The organism is Erythrobacter sp. NE805 (genome assembly GCF_046452355.1).
GTDB lineage: Bacteria > Pseudomonadota > Alphaproteobacteria > Sphingomonadales > Sphingomonadaceae > Erythrobacter.
The window spans coordinates 170438-186068 of record NZ_JBKFDI010000002.1 but is presented as its reverse complement, the minus strand read 5'-3'; the positions used below and the strand labels follow the sequence as shown (position 1 = coordinate 186068).

Annotated in this window: 13 protein-coding genes; 7 read left to right on the top strand and 6 right to left on the bottom strand. The window is 66.9% G+C overall.

Annotation, left to right across the window (positions count from 1 at the left end; genetic code table 11):
- Positions 1-104 precede the first annotated feature (104 nt).
- Genes carB through carA form a run of 3 tightly spaced genes read right to left on the bottom strand, consistent with a single transcriptional unit; the run spans position 105 to position 5433 of the window.
- Positions 105-3431 (bottom strand): carbamoyl-phosphate synthase large subunit, encoded by a 3327-nt coding sequence (carB, locus tag ACLBKU_RS08830; protein WP_410179183.1) that lies wholly within the window; start codon positions 3429-3431, stop codon positions 105-107.
- Entirely contained in the window at positions 3431-4219 is a 789-nt protein-coding gene (locus tag ACLBKU_RS08825; RefSeq protein WP_410179182.1) for a hypothetical protein, read from the bottom strand. Before ACLBKU_RS08825 ends, carB begins: the two co-directional genes overlap by 1 nt.
- Before the next feature lie 32 nt (positions 4220-4251).
- Entirely contained in the window at positions 4252-5433 is a 1182-nt protein-coding gene (carA, locus tag ACLBKU_RS08820; RefSeq protein WP_410179181.1) for a glutamine-hydrolyzing carbamoyl-phosphate synthase small subunit, read from the bottom strand.
- A 142-nt stretch (positions 5434-5575) separates the two neighbouring features.
- On the opposite strand from carA, the gene ACLBKU_RS08815 reads away from it, so the two are divergent.
- The 5 genes from ACLBKU_RS08815 to ACLBKU_RS08795 all read left to right on the top strand — a co-directional run bounded on the left by ACLBKU_RS08815 (position 5576) and on the right by ACLBKU_RS08795 (position 11811).
- A complete protein-coding gene (locus tag ACLBKU_RS08815) occupies positions 5576-6028 on the top strand; it encodes a GatB/YqeY domain-containing protein (protein ID WP_410179180.1) in 453 nt (150 codons plus the stop codon).
- 188 nt (positions 6029-6216) lie between these two features.
- Entirely contained in the window at positions 6217-8073 is a 1857-nt protein-coding gene (gene dnaG / locus ACLBKU_RS08810; RefSeq protein WP_410179179.1) for a DNA primase, read from the top strand.
- Between the two features lie 83 nt (positions 8074-8156).
- The gene (gene rpoD / locus ACLBKU_RS08805) at positions 8157-10190 is read left to right on the top strand and encodes an RNA polymerase sigma factor RpoD (protein ID WP_410179178.1); all 2034 of its coding nucleotides are present in this window, start codon (positions 8157-8159) and stop codon (positions 10188-10190) included.
- Positions 10190-10801, top strand: coding sequence for a hypothetical protein (locus ACLBKU_RS08800; RefSeq protein WP_410179177.1), 612 nt, complete (start codon positions 10190-10192; stop codon positions 10799-10801). Before rpoD ends, ACLBKU_RS08800 begins: the two co-directional genes overlap by 1 nt.
- 110 nt (positions 10802-10911) lie before the next feature.
- The gene (locus tag ACLBKU_RS08795; protein ID WP_410179176.1) at positions 10912-11811 is read left to right on the top strand and encodes a sterol desaturase family protein; all 900 of its coding nucleotides are present in this window, start codon (positions 10912-10914) and stop codon (positions 11809-11811) included.
- A gap of 8 nt (positions 11812-11819) precedes the next feature.
- Here the strand turns inward: ACLBKU_RS08795 and ACLBKU_RS08790 are convergent, their stop codons facing one another.
- From ACLBKU_RS08790 to ACLBKU_RS08780, 3 genes are all read right to left on the bottom strand, one after another.
- The gene (locus tag ACLBKU_RS08790; protein ID WP_410179175.1) at positions 11820-12002 is read right to left on the bottom strand and encodes a DUF3008 family protein; all 183 of its coding nucleotides are present in this window, start codon (positions 12000-12002) and stop codon (positions 11820-11822) included.
- Between the two features lie 76 nt (positions 12003-12078).
- Positions 12079-12507 (bottom strand): DUF6766 family protein, encoded by a 429-nt coding sequence (locus ACLBKU_RS08785; protein ID WP_410179174.1) that lies wholly within the window; start codon positions 12505-12507, stop codon positions 12079-12081.
- A gap of 67 nt (positions 12508-12574) precedes the next feature.
- On the bottom strand, positions 12575-13720 hold the full coding sequence (locus ACLBKU_RS08780; RefSeq protein WP_410179173.1) for a sterol desaturase family protein: 1146 nt from the start codon (positions 13718-13720) through the stop codon (positions 12575-12577).
- Between the two features lie 103 nt (positions 13721-13823).
- Here ACLBKU_RS08780 and ACLBKU_RS08775 point away from each other — a divergent pair, with 103 nt between their 5' ends.
- A complete protein-coding gene (locus tag ACLBKU_RS08775; RefSeq protein ID WP_410179172.1) occupies positions 13824-14303 on the top strand; it encodes an RpiB/LacA/LacB family sugar-phosphate isomerase in 480 nt (159 codons plus the stop codon).
- Between the two features lie 41 nt (positions 14304-14344).
- Positions 14345-15622: a serine hydroxymethyltransferase gene (gene glyA, locus ACLBKU_RS08770; protein ID WP_410179659.1), complete on the top strand. Its 1278-nt coding sequence runs from the start codon at positions 14345-14347 to the stop codon at positions 15620-15622.
- Positions 15623-15631: the final 9 nt, after the last annotated feature.

The following is a 15631-nucleotide window of genomic DNA, read 5'->3' as shown; positions in this document are numbered from 1 at the left end:
TCTCTCTCTTTGCCCGCCACCACCCGCTGAGGGAAGAAAGCGCCCTTGCCGCCGTCCGATCCGCACGGCGTCAGGCACTTTCCTGGTGTCGGGGGGAGTTTCAATCAGCTGCCATAATAGTCCTGCAGGGAGCGGACTTCAAGCGACGAGGGCCGGATCGCCGAAATCGCCGCCGCTGCCGCCACGGATGCCGTCGCAGTCGTGTAATAGGGCACCTTGCCGGCGAGCGCGGCCTGGCGGATCGACTTGCTGTCCTCGAGCGACTGCCAGCCTTCGGTGGTGTTGAAGATCAGCGCGATATCGCCGTCGATGATCCGGTCGACGATATGCGGCTGGCCTTCCGCCACCTTGTTGACCCGCTCGACGGCGAGCCCCTGTTCGGCGAGGTAGGTCTGGGTACCCCCGGTCGCGATCACGCGGAAGCCGTGTTCGATCAGGCGTTTGACCCCTGCGACGATGACCGGCTTGTCGGTGTTCTTGACCGAGACGAACACGGTCCCCGCCTGCGGCAGGTGCGAGCCTGCGCCGATCTGCGACTTGAGGAAGGCGGCCTCGAAGGTCGCGTCGATGCCCATCACCTCGCCGGTCGACTTCATCTCGGGGCTGAGCACGGGGTCTGCGCCGGGGAAGCGCGCGAAGGGGAACACCGCCTCCTTGACCGCCATGTAGGGGAGGTCTCGTTTGAAGGGCGGGAAGTTCGACAGCGGCTCGCCCGCCATGACGCGCGCGGCGATCTTGGCGACCGGCTGGCCGATCGCCTTGGCGACGAAGGGCACGGTGCGGCTCGCGCGCGGGTTGACCTCGATGAGGTAGACCTGCCCGTCCTTGACCGCGAACTGGATGTTCATCAGGCCCTTCACCCCGAGCGCGAAGGCGAGCGCCTCGGCCTGGCGCTCCATCTCGCCGATGATTTCCTGCGGAAGGCTGTAGGGCGGGAGGGTGCAGGCGGAGTCGCCCGAGTGGACCCCCGCCTCCTCGATGTGCTGCATCACGCCCGCGATGCGCACTTCAGTGCCGTCACACAAGGCATCGACATCGCACTCGATCGCGTCGCGCAGGTACTGGTCGATGAGGACGGGCGAGTCCCCGCTGACGTTCACGGCGGTGGCGATGTAGGCATCGAGCTGGGCTTCGCTGTCGACGATCTCCATCGCCCGGCCCCCGAGCACGTAGGAGGGGCGCAGCAGCACCGGGTAGCCGATCCGCGCGGCGACCGCGGCGGCCTCGTCGCGGCTGCGGGCGATGCCGTTCTCGGGCTGCTTGAGCTTGAGCTTGCTCACCAGCTTGGCGAAGCGTTCGCGGTCCTCGGCCAAGTCGATCGCGTCGGGCGAGGTGCCGAGGATCGGGATCCCCGCATCCTCCAGCGCCTGCGCGAGCTTCAGCGGGGTCTGCCCGCCGAACTGGACGATCACCCCGAGGAGCTCGCCCCGCGACTGCTCGACACGCAGGATCTCGAGCACGTCTTCGTCGGTGAGCGGCTCGAAATAGAGGCGGTCGGAGGTGTCGTAGTCGGTCGAGACGGTCTCGGGGTTGCAGTTGACCATGATCGTCTCGAAGCCCGCTTCCGCGAGCGCGAAGCAGGCGTGGACGCAGCAATAGTCGAACTCGATCCCCTGCCCGATGCGGTTGGGGCCGCCGCCGAGGATAACGATCTTTTTCCGGTCCGACGGGTCGGCCTCGCATTCGGGGGCGCCGAAGCTCGGGGCCTCGTAGGTCGAATACATGTAGGGCGTGATCGCCTCGAACTCGGCGGCGCAGCTGTCGATGCGCTTGAAGACCGGGGTGACGCCGAGCTTGTGGCGGAGCGCGCGCACCTCGTCGGCGCTGGTTGCCCCGGCCATCGCGACGAGCGCGTCGTGGAGGAGGCCCGAGCGCTTGGCCTGGGTCTCGCCCAGCCCGCCCGCGACGCCCACCGAGCGCACGGCGAGGGTCGCGAGGCGCCTGTCGGAGAAGCCCATGCTCTTGAGGCGGCGGAGCCCGGCGGCGTCGATGGGCAGGCCGTCCTTCTGGAGCTCGCGCTCGGCGGCGATGATCCCCTCGATCTGGCGCAGGAACCACGGGTCGTAGTGCGTGACCGCGGCGATGTCCTCGACGGTCAGCCCCTCGCGAAAGGCCTGGCCGACCTTGAGCAGCCGGTCCGGGGTGCGGCGCGAGAGGGCGGCGGTGATGACCTCGCGGCCCACGCCCTCGAGCTCGATCACGCGGTTGAACCCGTCGAGCCCGGTCTCGAGGCCCCGCAACGCCTTCTGCACCGATTCCTGGAAATTGCGCCCGATTGCCATGACTTCGCCGACGCTCTTCATGGCGGTTGAGAGGTCGTTGGCCGCGCCCTTGAACTTCTCGAAGGCAAAGCGCGGGATCTTCGTCACCACGTAGTCGATGGTCGGCTCGAAGCTCGCCGGCGTCGCGCCGGTGATCTCGTTGGTGAGCTCGTCGAGGGTGTAGCCGACCGCAAGCTTGGCGGCGACGCGGGCGATCGGGAAGCCCGTCGCCTTGGAGGCCAGCGCCGAGGAGCGGCTGACGCGCGGGTTCATCTCGATGACGATCAGCCGCCCGTCCTTGGGATTGACTGCGAACTGGACGTTGGAACCGCCTGTTTCGACGCCGATTTCCCTCAGCACGGCGATGCTCGCCGAGCGCATGATCTGGTATTCCTTGTCGGTCAGCGTCAGCGCCGGGGCGACGGTGATCGAGTCCCCCGTGTGCACGCCCATCGGATCGACATTCTCGATCGAGCAGATGATGATCGCGTTGTCCTTGCGGTCGCGCACCACCTCCATCTCGAACTCCTTCCACCCGAGGAGCGATTCCTCGATCAGGACTTCGGTGGTGGGCGAGGCGTCGAGGCCTTCCTTCACGATCTGGTCGAACTCGGCCTTGTTGTAGGCGATCCCGCCCCCGGTGCCGCCGAGGGTGAAGGAGGGGCGGATGATCGCCGGAAGGCCGGTGCGCTCCAGCACCGCGCGGGCCTGTTCGAGCGTGTTGGCGACGCCCGAGCGCGCTGATTCCAGCCCGATCGCATCCATCGCCTCGCGGAACCGCTGGCGGTTCTCGGCCTTGTCGATGGCGTCGGCCTTGGCCCCGATCATCTCGACGCCATATTTCTTGAGGACGCCCATTTCATCGAGCTTCAGCGCGCAGTTCAGCGCGGTCTGCCCGCCCATCGTGGGGAGCAGCGCATCGGGGCGCTCCTTGGCGATGATTTTCGCCACGATCTCGGGGGTGATCGGCTCGATATAGGTGGCGTCGGCGAACTCCGGGTCGGTCATGATCGTCGCCGGGTTCGAGTTGACGAGGACGACGCGGTAGCCCTCCTCCTTGAGCGCCTTGATCGCCTGCGTGCCGGAATAGTCGAACTCGCACGCCTGGCCGATGATGATCGGGCCGGCGCCAATGACGAGGATCGAGGAGATGTCGGTTCTTTTGGGCATCAGGAGTCCAAGCCAATATGTTTGAGGAGAGCCGTAGCTAAAGCCGACGCAAGCGCACCAATTGCTTCTTTTTCATAGCGTTTGGCGAGAAACTGAAGCGTGTCGATTAGAGTGTATTGAATGAGATACAACTTGACACAGCCAGCCCTGACAAATTCACGTCCGGCACGAAGCTGTCCCAAGATCAGATCCCGAAGACGTGGGTCTTCGCCAACGCCGTTGAGCGCTTCGACTGCGTCAATGACTGCGGTGGTTTCGGCCTCGAACTCAGCAGCCTGATTGTGCGAGAATGTGACGATCCGATCTGAAGCTGGCGCATTGGTTGAATCAGAAAGCGATAGAAACTCTTCAAGTGAGCCAGCTTGTTCTACTTGCCTTCGCAGCCCACTAAGTGCTCGTTTCAGCCATTCATCGCCAAGCTCTGCGTAGTCTTCAACGACAGGATGTTCCGCTAACGCGTGCGCGTTGGGGTAATCGGACGGTCGCTGCACGAGACCAACTATGTCTCCGCCCTCGACGGCAGCGGTGTTCTCTGCCCGCGCAGCCTCTAGGAACTGCCGAAACTTGTTCGGGTAGGTCTTTACGAATTCGCCCGCGAATGAATCGTCCGAAACCCGGACCAAGCCACAGTCAGCTAAAGTTCTGACTGCATTTCTGACGACTGCATCGGAGAGAGCAAAGCCGCATCGGTCCTCAGCTTCAGCCTTCAGCTCTTCCCAGCTCCCTTGAAACGCACGTGCAGAGAAACCGGTAAACGGCTCATCGCGATCGACAACTCGCCCGATCATGGCGAGCGCAACATAATCATAAAGTGGCCTATTCACCCCAGCCCCCCCACGAACTTCTCGAACAGATAGAAGCTGTCCTGCGGCCCCGGGGAAGCCTCGGGGTGATACTGCACCGCGAAGGCCTTCTTGCCCTTGATCGCGATCCCGCAATTCGTCCCGTCGAACAGCGACACGTGGGTCTGCTCGACATGCTCCGGCAGGGTCGCCGCGTCCACCGCGAAGCCGTGGTTCATCGAGGTGATCTCGACGAGGCCGGTGGTCTCCCCCCAGCCCTCACCCACGCGCTGCACCGGATGGTTCGCGCCGCGGTGGCCCTGGTGCATCTTGATCGTCTTCGCCCCCGCCGCGAGCGCGAGGAGCTGGTGGCCGAGGCAAATGCCGAAGATCGGTATGTCGGCTTCGAGCAGCTGGCGGATCACCGGCACGGCATACTCGCCGGTCGCGGCCGGATCGCCGGGGCCGTTGGAGAGGAACACGCCGTCGGGCTTCAGCGCCATGATCTCGTCGAACCCGGTCTTGGCGGGAACGACGGTCACCTTCGCGCCGGCCTTCACGAGATTTCGAAAAATGTTGTCCTTCGAGCCGTAGTCGATCGCCACCACGTGCGGCTTGGCATCGAAGGGCGCTCTCCCGTAGCCCTTGCCGAGCGTCCAGGAACCGCCCTCCCAGCCTTCATGCTTGTCGCGGGTCACGCGGATCGCGAGGTCCATGCCCTCGAGCCCCGGCCACTCAGCCGCGCGCTTCAGCAAGGCGTCGAGATCGAACTTCCCGTCCGGCGCGTGGGCAATCACCGCGTTGGGCGCGCCCGACTGGCGGATGCGGCGGGTGAGCGCGCGGGTGTCGACCCCTGCGAGCCCGATCTTGCCGTTCCTCGCCAGCCACTCGGCGAACCGTTCCATCGAGCGGAAATTCGAGGGCTCGGTCACGTCCTCGCGCACGACGCAGCCGACCGCGCCCTCCACCTTGCTCTCGACGTCCTCGCCGTTCGCGCCGACATTGCCGATATGCGGGAAGGTGAAGGTAACGATCTGCGCGGCGTAGGAGGGATCGGTCATGATCTCCTGGTAGCCGGTCATCGCGGTGTTGAAGCACACCTCGCCGACGCTCGCGCCGACATGGCCGAAGCCGCGGCCCCAGATAACGGTGCCATCGGCCAGAACAAGAACGCCGGTCGCCCCTGATGGTTGCGCGCGAGAGGGTGCGGGGTCGGCCATGGGGCGCTCCGTTGACTTGGGTTTCCGGCGATGGTGCTAAGTTTTGCCCGCTAGGCTCCTCGCCCCCTGCCGTCAACCTAGGCGTGTGGCACTAGTTGCGTTAGGGGCGCGCCCATCAAGTCATTCCACAGGAAAAGATGTGATGATCCGAGACGATATCAAGGCCGCCACCATCGCCGCGATGAAGGCGGGCGAGAAGGACCGCACTGCCGCGCTCCGTCAGATCAGCGCCAAGATCAAGGACCGCGACATCGAGGAGCGCACCTCCGGCAAGTCGATCCCCGACGACGAGCTGGTGGTGAGCGTGCTCCAGAAGATGGCCAAGCAACGCCGCGAATCGATCGAGATGTACGAGGCGGGCGGTCGCACGGAGCTCGCCGCCGTCGAGCGCGCGGAGCTCGCCGTGATCGAGGAATTCCTCCCGCAGATGATGGACGAGGCCGCCACGCGCGCGGCGATCGAGGCGATCAAGGCGGAGATCGGCGCATCCTCGATGAAGGACATGGGCGCGGTGATGACCGAACTGCGCGCCCGCCACGGCGCGGTGCTCGACGGCAAGCTCGCGAGCGGGCTGGTGAAGGCGGCGCTTTCGTAACGCCTCGCATCGTCGCCCCGTGCTCGACACGGGGCCAGGCTTTTCTCTGCGAACCTTGAGGTAGGAAGCCAAGCCCCGGATCAAGTCCGGGGCGACGAGAATGCGGAATGTTTCGCTATCCACACAGGGTGCACAACCCCCTCGCCCCGCGCCTCGACACCTCCTCGCGGGAAAGGCACTACCCCCCCATGGCCATCACCCCGCAATGGAAGGACGAGCTGCGTGCGCGGATCACGCTGTCCTCGCTTGTCCAGCGCTCGGTCAAGCTCACCCGTGCGGGGCGGGAGTGGAAGGGGTGCTGCCCGTTCCACGACGAGAAGACGCCGAGCTTCTACGTCAACGACCAAAAGGCCTTCTACCACTGCTTCGGCTGCGGGGCGCATGGCGATGCGATCAGCTGGATGGTCGACAACCAGGGCCTTCCCTTCATGGACGCGATCAAGGAGCTCGCGGGCATGGCGGGCATGGAGGTCCCCGCCCCCGATCCCGTCCAGGCGAAGCGGGCCGAGGCGCGCGCCAGCCTCATCGACGTGACCGAGGCGGCACAGCGCTTCTTCGTCGAGAGCCTTGCAGGGCCGAGCGGCGCGGCGGCGCGCGAATACCTGCAACGGCGCGGGTTCTCGCCGCAGGTGATGCGCGAGTTCGGCTTCGGGTGGGCGCCCGACGACCGCCAGGCGCTCCCCAAGGCGCTCGCGCAATTCGGCGAGGAGATGCTCGAAGGCGCGGGGATGCGCGCCGCCAACGAGCAGGGCGAGCGTTATGACCGGTTCCGGGGGCGCGTCATGCTGCCGATCCAGGACCAGCGCGGGCGGGTGATCGCCTTCGGGGGGCGCATCCTCGACAAGCGCGAGGGGGTGGCGAAGTATCTGAACTCGCCCGACACCGAGCTCTTCGACAAGGGGCGCACGCTCTACAACCTCCACCGCGCCGCGCCCGCCGCGCGCCAGTCGGGTCGGGTGGTTGTGGTCGAGGGCTACATGGACGTGATCGCGCTCGCCAATGCGGGGATCGCCGATGTGGTGGCGCCGCTCGGCACCGCGCTGACGGAGATGCAGCTCGAGATGCTCTGGCGCATGGTCGAGGTGCCGATCCTGTGCTTCGACGGCGATGCGGCAGGCCAGCGCGCGGCGATGCGGGCGATCGCGCGGGCGCTGCCGCTGCTCGCCCCGATGCGCTCGCTGGGGATCGTGCGCCTTCCCATGGGGCTCGATCCCGACGACCTTATCAAGGCGCAAGGGGGCAAGGCGATGGAGGCGCTGCTCGCGAGCCCGGCGAGCCTCATCGACACGCTCTGGGCCTTCGAGCGGGATGGGCAGGCACTCACCACCCCGGAGGCGAAGGCTGGCCTCAAGGCGCGGCTCATGGCCCATGTCGAGACCATCGCCGATCCCGAGATCAAGAGCCTCTACCGGCGCGAATTGTCGGACCGCTTCTCGGCCTTCGCCTATCCGCCGCGCCCGCCCCGCCCCGCCCCGCAGCAGCGCGGCCCGTGGCGGGGCGCCCCGCCGCCGCCGCCGGGGCTGTCCGAGGAGGCGCGCGAGCGGCTTGTCGCGCTGATGGCTGGGGCGCAGCGGCAGGGCCTGCTCGCCGCGGTGCTCGCCGGCCTGGCGCGCCATCCGGGCGAGATCGCGCGCCACACCGAGGCGCTCTCCACCCTCGCCCGGCACGCGCCCGACGCCGCGCCGGTGATCGAATCGCTCCTCGCGCTTGCGGAAACGCTTGATTCGCGGCTGGCAACCGCCATATGCACCTCCACGCAAGGCCAACCCGCCCCGTCGGCAGATATCCGCTACGCCTTTCTCGATGAAGGCACCGATCCCGACGCTGCGCGCGAGGAACTGGCTGAAGCTGTGTCGCTGCTGGTCGAAAGGCCGGCGCTTGAGGCTGCGCTTGCGGCCACGATCGCGCGTTTCGACAGCGATCCGGAAGGATCGTTTGCCGAGCAGACGCGTTTGCGCACGCAGCTCATGGCGGTCGAGGACAGGTTGAAGGCCTTCGGGCGCCGCAAAGCGGGCGCGGGGGCGGGCACGGACGATACCGCCTGACCGGGCGGGCATGGGATAATCGGGTGATCCGGCACGCGGCGCGACGCGGCGGATCATCCCTGGGAATGGAAACGTACGGAAATATGGCCGAGAAGGAAGATGCCCCGCTGATCGATCTCAACGAGGCTTCGATCAAGAAGCTGATCAGCAAGGCGAAGAAGCGCGGCTATGTCACCTATGACGAGCTGAACGAGGCCCTGCCCTCGGGCGAGATGAGCCCCGACCAGATCGAGGACATCCAGACCGCGCTCTCCGAAATGGGCGTGCAGATCGTCGAGAGCGACGAGGACGCCGAGGCCGAGGCCGAGGACCGCGAGGGCGATGACGGCGACGACGTGATCGTCGGCGAGGACGAGGACGACGAGGACGAGGACGGCAAGAAGGCCCCCAAGGACGCCCGCGCCGCCAACAAGAAGCTCGCCACCGGCGAGCGCACCGACGATCCGGTGCGGATGTACCTGCGCGAGATGGGCGCGGTCGAACTGCTCAGCCGCGAGGGCGAGATCGCCATCGCCAAGCGCATCGAGGCGGGCCGCGACATGATGATCATGGGGCTGTGCGAGAGCCCGATCACCTTCCACGCGATCATCCAGTGGTCCGAGGCGCTCAACAACGGCGACATGCAGCTGCGCGAAATCCTCGATCTCGACGCGATGCTCTCCAAGGAGCCCCCAGCCGAGAAGATGGCCGAGGGTGCCGAGGATGACGACGACGACGAGATTTCCGAGGCGACCGCCGGCCCGACGATCCGCGAGGACGACGAGGTCGAGGACGAGCCCGAGGCCGACAGCGACGAGGACGAGGACGGCGAACCCCGCCAGAAGCGCGAGGAGGAAGAGGAGGAGGACAACACCCTCTCCCTCGCCCAGATGGAAGCCGCGCTGAAGCCCGAGGCGCTCGAGCGTTTCGCGCGCATCACCACGCTGTTCAACGCCTTCGAGAAGCTCCAGGCCGAGCGGGTCGACACGCTCGCCGCGGGCAATGCCTTCCCCGCGGCCAAGGAGGCCAAGTACGAGCAGCTGCGCGAGGACCTCACCGCCGAGGTCGAGAGCGTCCAGTTCCACGCGACCAAGATCGAGTTCCTGGTCGACAACCTCTACGCCTTCAACCGCCGCCTCACCACGCTCGGCGGCCAGATGCTGCGCCTCGCCGAGCGCCACAAGATCAAGCGCCTCGACTTCCTCAACGCCTATGTCGGCAACGAGATGGACGATGCGTGGATCAAAGAGCGCGCCAAGAAGGACAAGAAGTGGGCCGCCTTCCTCGAGCGCGAGGAGGACGCGATCGAGCGCATCCGCGTCGAGATCGCCGACATCGCCGCGCAGACCGGCATGAGCCTCAATGAGTTCCGGCGCATCGTCAACATGGTCCAGAAGGGCGAGCGCGAGGCGCGCATCGCCAAGAAGGAGATGGTCGAGGCGAACCTGCGCCTGGTGATCTCGATCGCCAAGAAATACACCAACCGGGGCCTGCAATTCCTTGATCTCATTCAGGAAGGCAACATCGGGTTGATGAAGGCGGTCGACAAGTTCGAATACCGCCGCGGCTACAAGTTCTCGACCTACGCGACGTGGTGGATCCGTCAGGCGATCACCCGCAGCATCGCCGACCAGGCGCGCACCATCCGCATCCCGGTGCACATGATCGAGACGATCAACAAGCTCGTCCGCACCAGCCGCCAGTTCCTCCACGAGGAAGGCCGCGAGCCGACGCCCGAGGAGATGGCAGCGCGCCTGTCGATGCCGCTCGAGAAGGTGCGCAAGGTGATGAAGATCGCCAAGGAGCCGATCAGCCTCGAAACCCCCATCGGGGACGAGGAAGATTCGCACCTCGGCGACTTCATCGAGGACAAGAACGCGATCATCCCGGTCGATGCCGCGATCCAGGCGAACCTCAAGGAGACCGTCACCCGCGTCCTCGCCAGCCTCACCCCGCGCGAGGAGCGCGTGCTGCGGATGCGCTTCGGGATTGGGATGAACACCGATCACACGCTTGAGGAAGTCGGCCAGCAGTTCTCGGTGACCCGCGAACGCATCCGCCAGATCGAGGCGAAGGCGCTCCGCAAGCTCAAGCACCCGAGCCGGTCGCGCAAGATGCGCTCGTTCCTGGATCAGTGATGATGCGGCTCGTGCGACCCGTCCTCGTGCTGCTCGGCGCGCTTGCCCTCGCGGCTCCGGGGGCGGTCGCCGCGCAGGAGGCCGCCTACGTGCCGCCGCCCGAGGAGCTCGCGCTCGCCCGCGAGATCATCGCGGTCATGTACCCGGCCGACAAGCGCGACGAGATGCTGCTCGAGATGTCGACCAACCTCGCCAAGCAGGCGATGGCAGGCGGCATGGACAACCCGGTCTTCAGGGAGCCGGGGATCAAGGCGATCATGGATCGCTTTGTCGCCGATCTTCCCGAGGTGTTGCGCCCGGCCTTCGTCAAGCACATGCCGCAGATCTTCGAGGCGACTGCGGTCGCCTACACCCGCCTCTTCACGCTCGAGGAGCTCAGGGACATCCGCGCCTTCGCCGGGACGCCGAGCGGACAGCGCTATTTCGCGAGCACCAACCAGGTCATGTCGGACCCCGCGATCGCCGCAGCCAATGCGGCCTATTTCGCCGAGGTGATGCCGCTCCCCCGCCAGATGGGCGCCAAGGTCCGCAAGGAGGTCGAGGACTACCTGAAGGCCAATCCGGAGGTCCTCGAGCGGCTCGCGAAGGCGGGCGTCGGCCAGAAGCCTTGAGGACGGCGAGCATCGCGGCCGCCTGACCCTCGATCGCCCGTCCCCGGCATGCGCCTGCCAGCGGACGCAAGCCCTTCACATGGCCGCCGATTGCGGTAAGCTGCCGCCTTATGGAGAGCCTCGAACAAGCTATCGCCTTCATCGGCGGCCCGGCGTCGCTGTGGATCCTCGCGGGGGTCTATTTCGGCAGCGTGATCCTCGAACGCCTCTGGGCGCTGCGGCATAATCACGATTACGATGACCGCGACGCGCTCGCCAGCATCGGGCTGAACCTGCTGACGAGCACCCTCAAGATGGGGCTCGGGGTCATCTTCCCTATCGTCATCTACGTGCTGGTCTATGACAACTGGCGGCTGCTGGGTCCCCTGCCGCTGGTGCCGGCAATCGTCGTCGCCTTCATCGTGCATGATCTCAGCTATTACTGGGAGCACCGGCTCGGCCACCGGGTCGGCCTGCTCTGGGCCTTCCACGCGATCCATCACTCGTCGAACGCGTTCAACCACTCGACCGCCGCCCGCGGATTCTTTCTCGACAACATCCCGCGCCCCTTTTTCGACAGCGTCGCGGCGCTGCTCGGAGTGCCGCCGGTGGTGTTCATCGCGGTGAGCGTCGCCAAGAATGCCTTCGGGATCTGGAACCACGCAAGCTATGTCGGCCGTCTCGGCTGGCTCGACCGCTGGCTGGCGACGCCGATGATCCACAAGGTCCACCACGCCAACCAGCCCCAGTATATCGACACCAACTATTCACAGGTGCTGATCGTGTGGGACCGCCTGTTCGGCACCTACGCCGAAGTCGGCGAGGAGCCCAATCCGGGGCTGGTCAAGCCGGTGCATGACGACAACCCGCTCACGGCGCAGTTCGCCGGCCTCAGACAGCTCAGGGACCGGATGGACACGGCGGAGCGTTGGCAGGACAAGCTCGCCTATCTGTGGCGCCCGCCCGAATGGTCGCACGACGGGGTGTGCCGCTCGGACTGCCCGAAATATGCCGGGCTGAGCGCCGCCTGAGGCGCGGTTCAGCCCTTCTTCTCCGGCAGTGACTTGCGCCGGGTATGCGCGAGTTCCTCGAGCTCCTTCTCGCTCATCGATTCCGCCATGCTCTTCGAGGCACCCTTGAGCTTCGACTTCGGCGTGTCCCCGCGCTTGGCGGAGAGCGCGGCTCCGGCGGCTTTCTGCTGAGCCTTGGACTTGGCGGGCATGGGGTGTTCTCCTGATTCTTGCCGCGCGAGGATGGGCGGGAGGGGGGCGCAGCGCCCTAACCCTTGTCGCCCACCTTCATTCGTGCGGCTTGGCGTGGCCCTTGCCGCGCAGGAAGCGCGCGTCGATCTCGGCGATGATCGCCTCGCCCTCCGCGCCCCGGGCGCGCAGCAGGGCGTCGACCTTCGCCTCGAGCCGGTCGCCGCTTTCCTTGGAGGCGGGCGAGCCGACATAGAGGAAATAGGCAAGGCCCACGACCTGCCAGAGCAGTTGCAGGAATTCCGACTGCCAGTTCTCGAAGGTGTCGCGCAGCATCTCGTCGAGATAGCCGCCGACCTCGACCGCCTGCCCGTGCTGCGCCGCCTCGTCGGCGAAGGCGCGCCATCCGAAGTACCAGTGCAACCCCAGCGACACGAGGAAGAAGGCGAGCGTCAGCCAGCCATAGAGGTACTTGCGGAGGATACCCCAGTGCTTGTCGGACGGGTCGGCTTGGGCTTTGCTGGGCATGGCTGGCTCCTAGATTGGCGAAGGAGCGGCAATCTATGGCGCGCGAACCCTGCGGCCCTAAACCATGTCACCGGCGCAAGGGCCACACGAGCTGGGCGAGCCAGCCCTCGGGCGCGCGTTCGCCGGCGATGCCGTAGCCCTCGGGCCAGCGGCCCTCGGGCAGATGGTGCGTGCCCAGCCAGCGGTCGATCATCGGGAGGTGGACCGCGAAGTTCACGTCCCGCGCCTCGGGCTCGCTGGCGTGGTGCCAGTGGTGGAAGCGGGGCATGGCGATCCACTTCTCGAGCCACGCGGCGCGGGGCGCGAAGTTCGCGTGGATGAAGACCGCGTGGAAGCTCACCAGCACGAGATAGGCGAGCACCGCGCGCTCGTCGAACCCCGCCACCAGCAGCGCCAGCAGCACGAGGCCGCGCGTCACGATCACGTCGACGAGGTGGAGTCGCGAGCCCGCGATCCAGTCCATCGTCTCGACCGAGTGGTGCACCTTGTGGAAGCGCCACAGGAGCGGCACCCGGTGGAAGGCGCGGTGCATCGCATATTGCGCAAGGTCCGCGATCAGGACCGCGAGGGCGAACTGGAGGACGAGCGGCAGGCTCTGAACCGCGCCCTGCAAGGCGGGCACCGCCAGCACCCCGCCCAGCGCCACCGCGGGGGCGAGCACGGCGAGGCTCATCACCTGCGCCAGCGCGTGGCTCGCGAAGAAATACTGCGTGTCGGTCAGCCAGCCCTTGCGGAACGCGCCCTGTTCCCGGCGCAGCGGGAAGGCGCGTTCGAGCGGCACGAACAGCCCGGCGGTGGTGAGCGTCCCCAGCACGAACCAGTCGAGCCCGAGGTAGACCTGGCTCGCGCCCCCGCGCGGGATCTCCACCCCGCCCGCCCCCAGCGCCAGCGCCGCGCCGGCCAGAGCGAGGCCGGTCAGCCCCAGCGCCTTCCTGCGCCGCAGCAATATCGACAGCCCCGCGAGCGCCATCGCCACCAGCAGGCCGAGGTCGATCGCGAGCCGCACCAGGCCGAGCGGATAGCGCGACCGCAGCTCGGGCAGGGTCAGGTATTGCGGGAAGTGCAGGCACAGCACCGCCATCAGCGCCAGCAGCGCGAGCACGATCCCCAGCACCCCGCTCAGCCAGCCCGTGCCGAAGTGGCGCGGCCGCCCGTCCGCGAAGACGCGGGCGAGCCATTGCTCGGCGCTGATCCGGGGCGCGGGGGCAGCCATGCCTCCCCCTACCACGCGCTCTACCGCCAAGTGGTTAAGCCCCTCGTCGAAAAAGGCCGCCTGCGGGGTGGAGAAATCCCGGGGCAGCGCCTATAGGCGGGCCATGCGCATCGCCATCGCCTCCGACCATGCCGCCGTGGAGCTCAAGGCCGAACTCGCCGAATGGCTCGTCGAGGAGGGCCACGAGGTCGCCGACCTCGGCCCCGAGCCGGGGCAGAGCGTCGACTATCCCGATTACGGCTACCGCCTCGCCGAGATCATCGCGGAAGGCACGGTCGAATTCGGCATTGCCCTGTGCGGCAGCGGCATCGGCATCTCGATCAGCGTCAACCGCCACCCGCAGGTGCGCTGCGCGCTCGTCTCCGAGCCGCTCTCGGCCGCGCTCGCACGCGAGCACAATGACGCCAACTGCATCGCGATGGGCGCGCGGCTCGTCGGGATCGAAATGGCCAAGTCCTGCGTTGCGACCTTCCTCGACAGCGAGTTCGCCGATGCCGGCGATCCGGCCGGGCGCCACCAGCGCCGGGTCGGCAAGCTCGGCAAGCCCCCCTTCTTCTCCGACCATATCGAGACCCATCAATGAGCACCGCCCCCCTCGATTTCGCCGCGCGCACCGATTCAGCGATGGACCGCTTCTGGCATGACGACCTCGCCGCGGCCGACCCCGAGATCGCCGCGGCTACGGCCAAGGAGCTCGCCCGTCAGCGCGACAAGATCGAGCTGATCGCCAGCGAGAACATCGCCTCGCGCGCGGTGCTCGAGGCGGCCGGCTCGGTGTTCACCAACAAATATGCCGAGGGCTATCCGGGCAAGCGCTACTACGGCGGCTGCGACTATGCCGACGTCGTCGAGACCCTCGCGATCGAGCGCGCCAAGGAGCTGTTCGGCTGCGCCTTCGCCAACGTCCAGCCCAATTCGGGCTCGCAGATGAACCAGGCGGTGTTCCTCGCGCTCCTCAACCCAGGCGACACCTTCATGGGGCTCGACCTCAATTCGGGCGGCCACCTCACCCACGGCTCCCCGGTGAACATGAGCGGCAAGTGGTTCAACGTCGTCTCCTACGGCGTCACCCGCGAGACCGAGACGATCGACATGGACGAGGTCGCCGCCAAGGCCCGGGAACACAAGCCGACGATCATCATCTGCGGCGGCACGGCCTATTCGCGCACCTGGGACTTCCCGGCCTTCCGCGCCATCGCCGACGAGGTTGGCGCGGTGCTGCTGTGCGACATGAGCCACATCTCCGGCCTCGTCGCGGGCGGCGCGCATCCCTCGCCGTTCCCGCATTGCGACATCGTCACCTCGACCACCCACAAGTCCCTGCGCGGCCCCCGCTCGGGCATCATCCTGTGGAACGACGAGAAGTTCACCAAGCCCTTGAACATGGCCGTGTTCCCCGGCCTTCAGGGCGGCCCGCTGATGCACATCGTCGCCGCCAAGGCGGTCGCCTTCCGCGAGGCGCTGCGCCCCGAGTTCAGGACCTATGCGCACCGCATCGTCGAGAACGCCCGCGCGCTCGCGGCGAGCCTCGAGGAGAACGGCCTCAGGATCGTCAGCGGCGGCACCGACAACCACTCGATGCTGGTCGACCTCACGGCCAAGAACGTCACCGGCAAGGACGCCGAGAAGGGTCTCGATCGCGCCTTCCTCACCTGCAACAAGAACGGCATCCCCTACGACACCCGCTCGCCCTTCGTGACCAGCGGCATCCGCCTCGGCACCCCGGCGGGCACGACCCGCGGCTTCGGCCCGGAGGAGTTCAGGACCGTCGGCAAGCTCATCGCCGAAGTGGTCGAAGGGCTTGCCAAGAACGGCCCCGAGGGCGACGCGCAGATCGAGGAATCGGTGCGTCAGCGGGTCGGCGCCCTGTGCGCTGCCTTCCCCGTCTATCCCGGCATGTAAGGAGTTCCC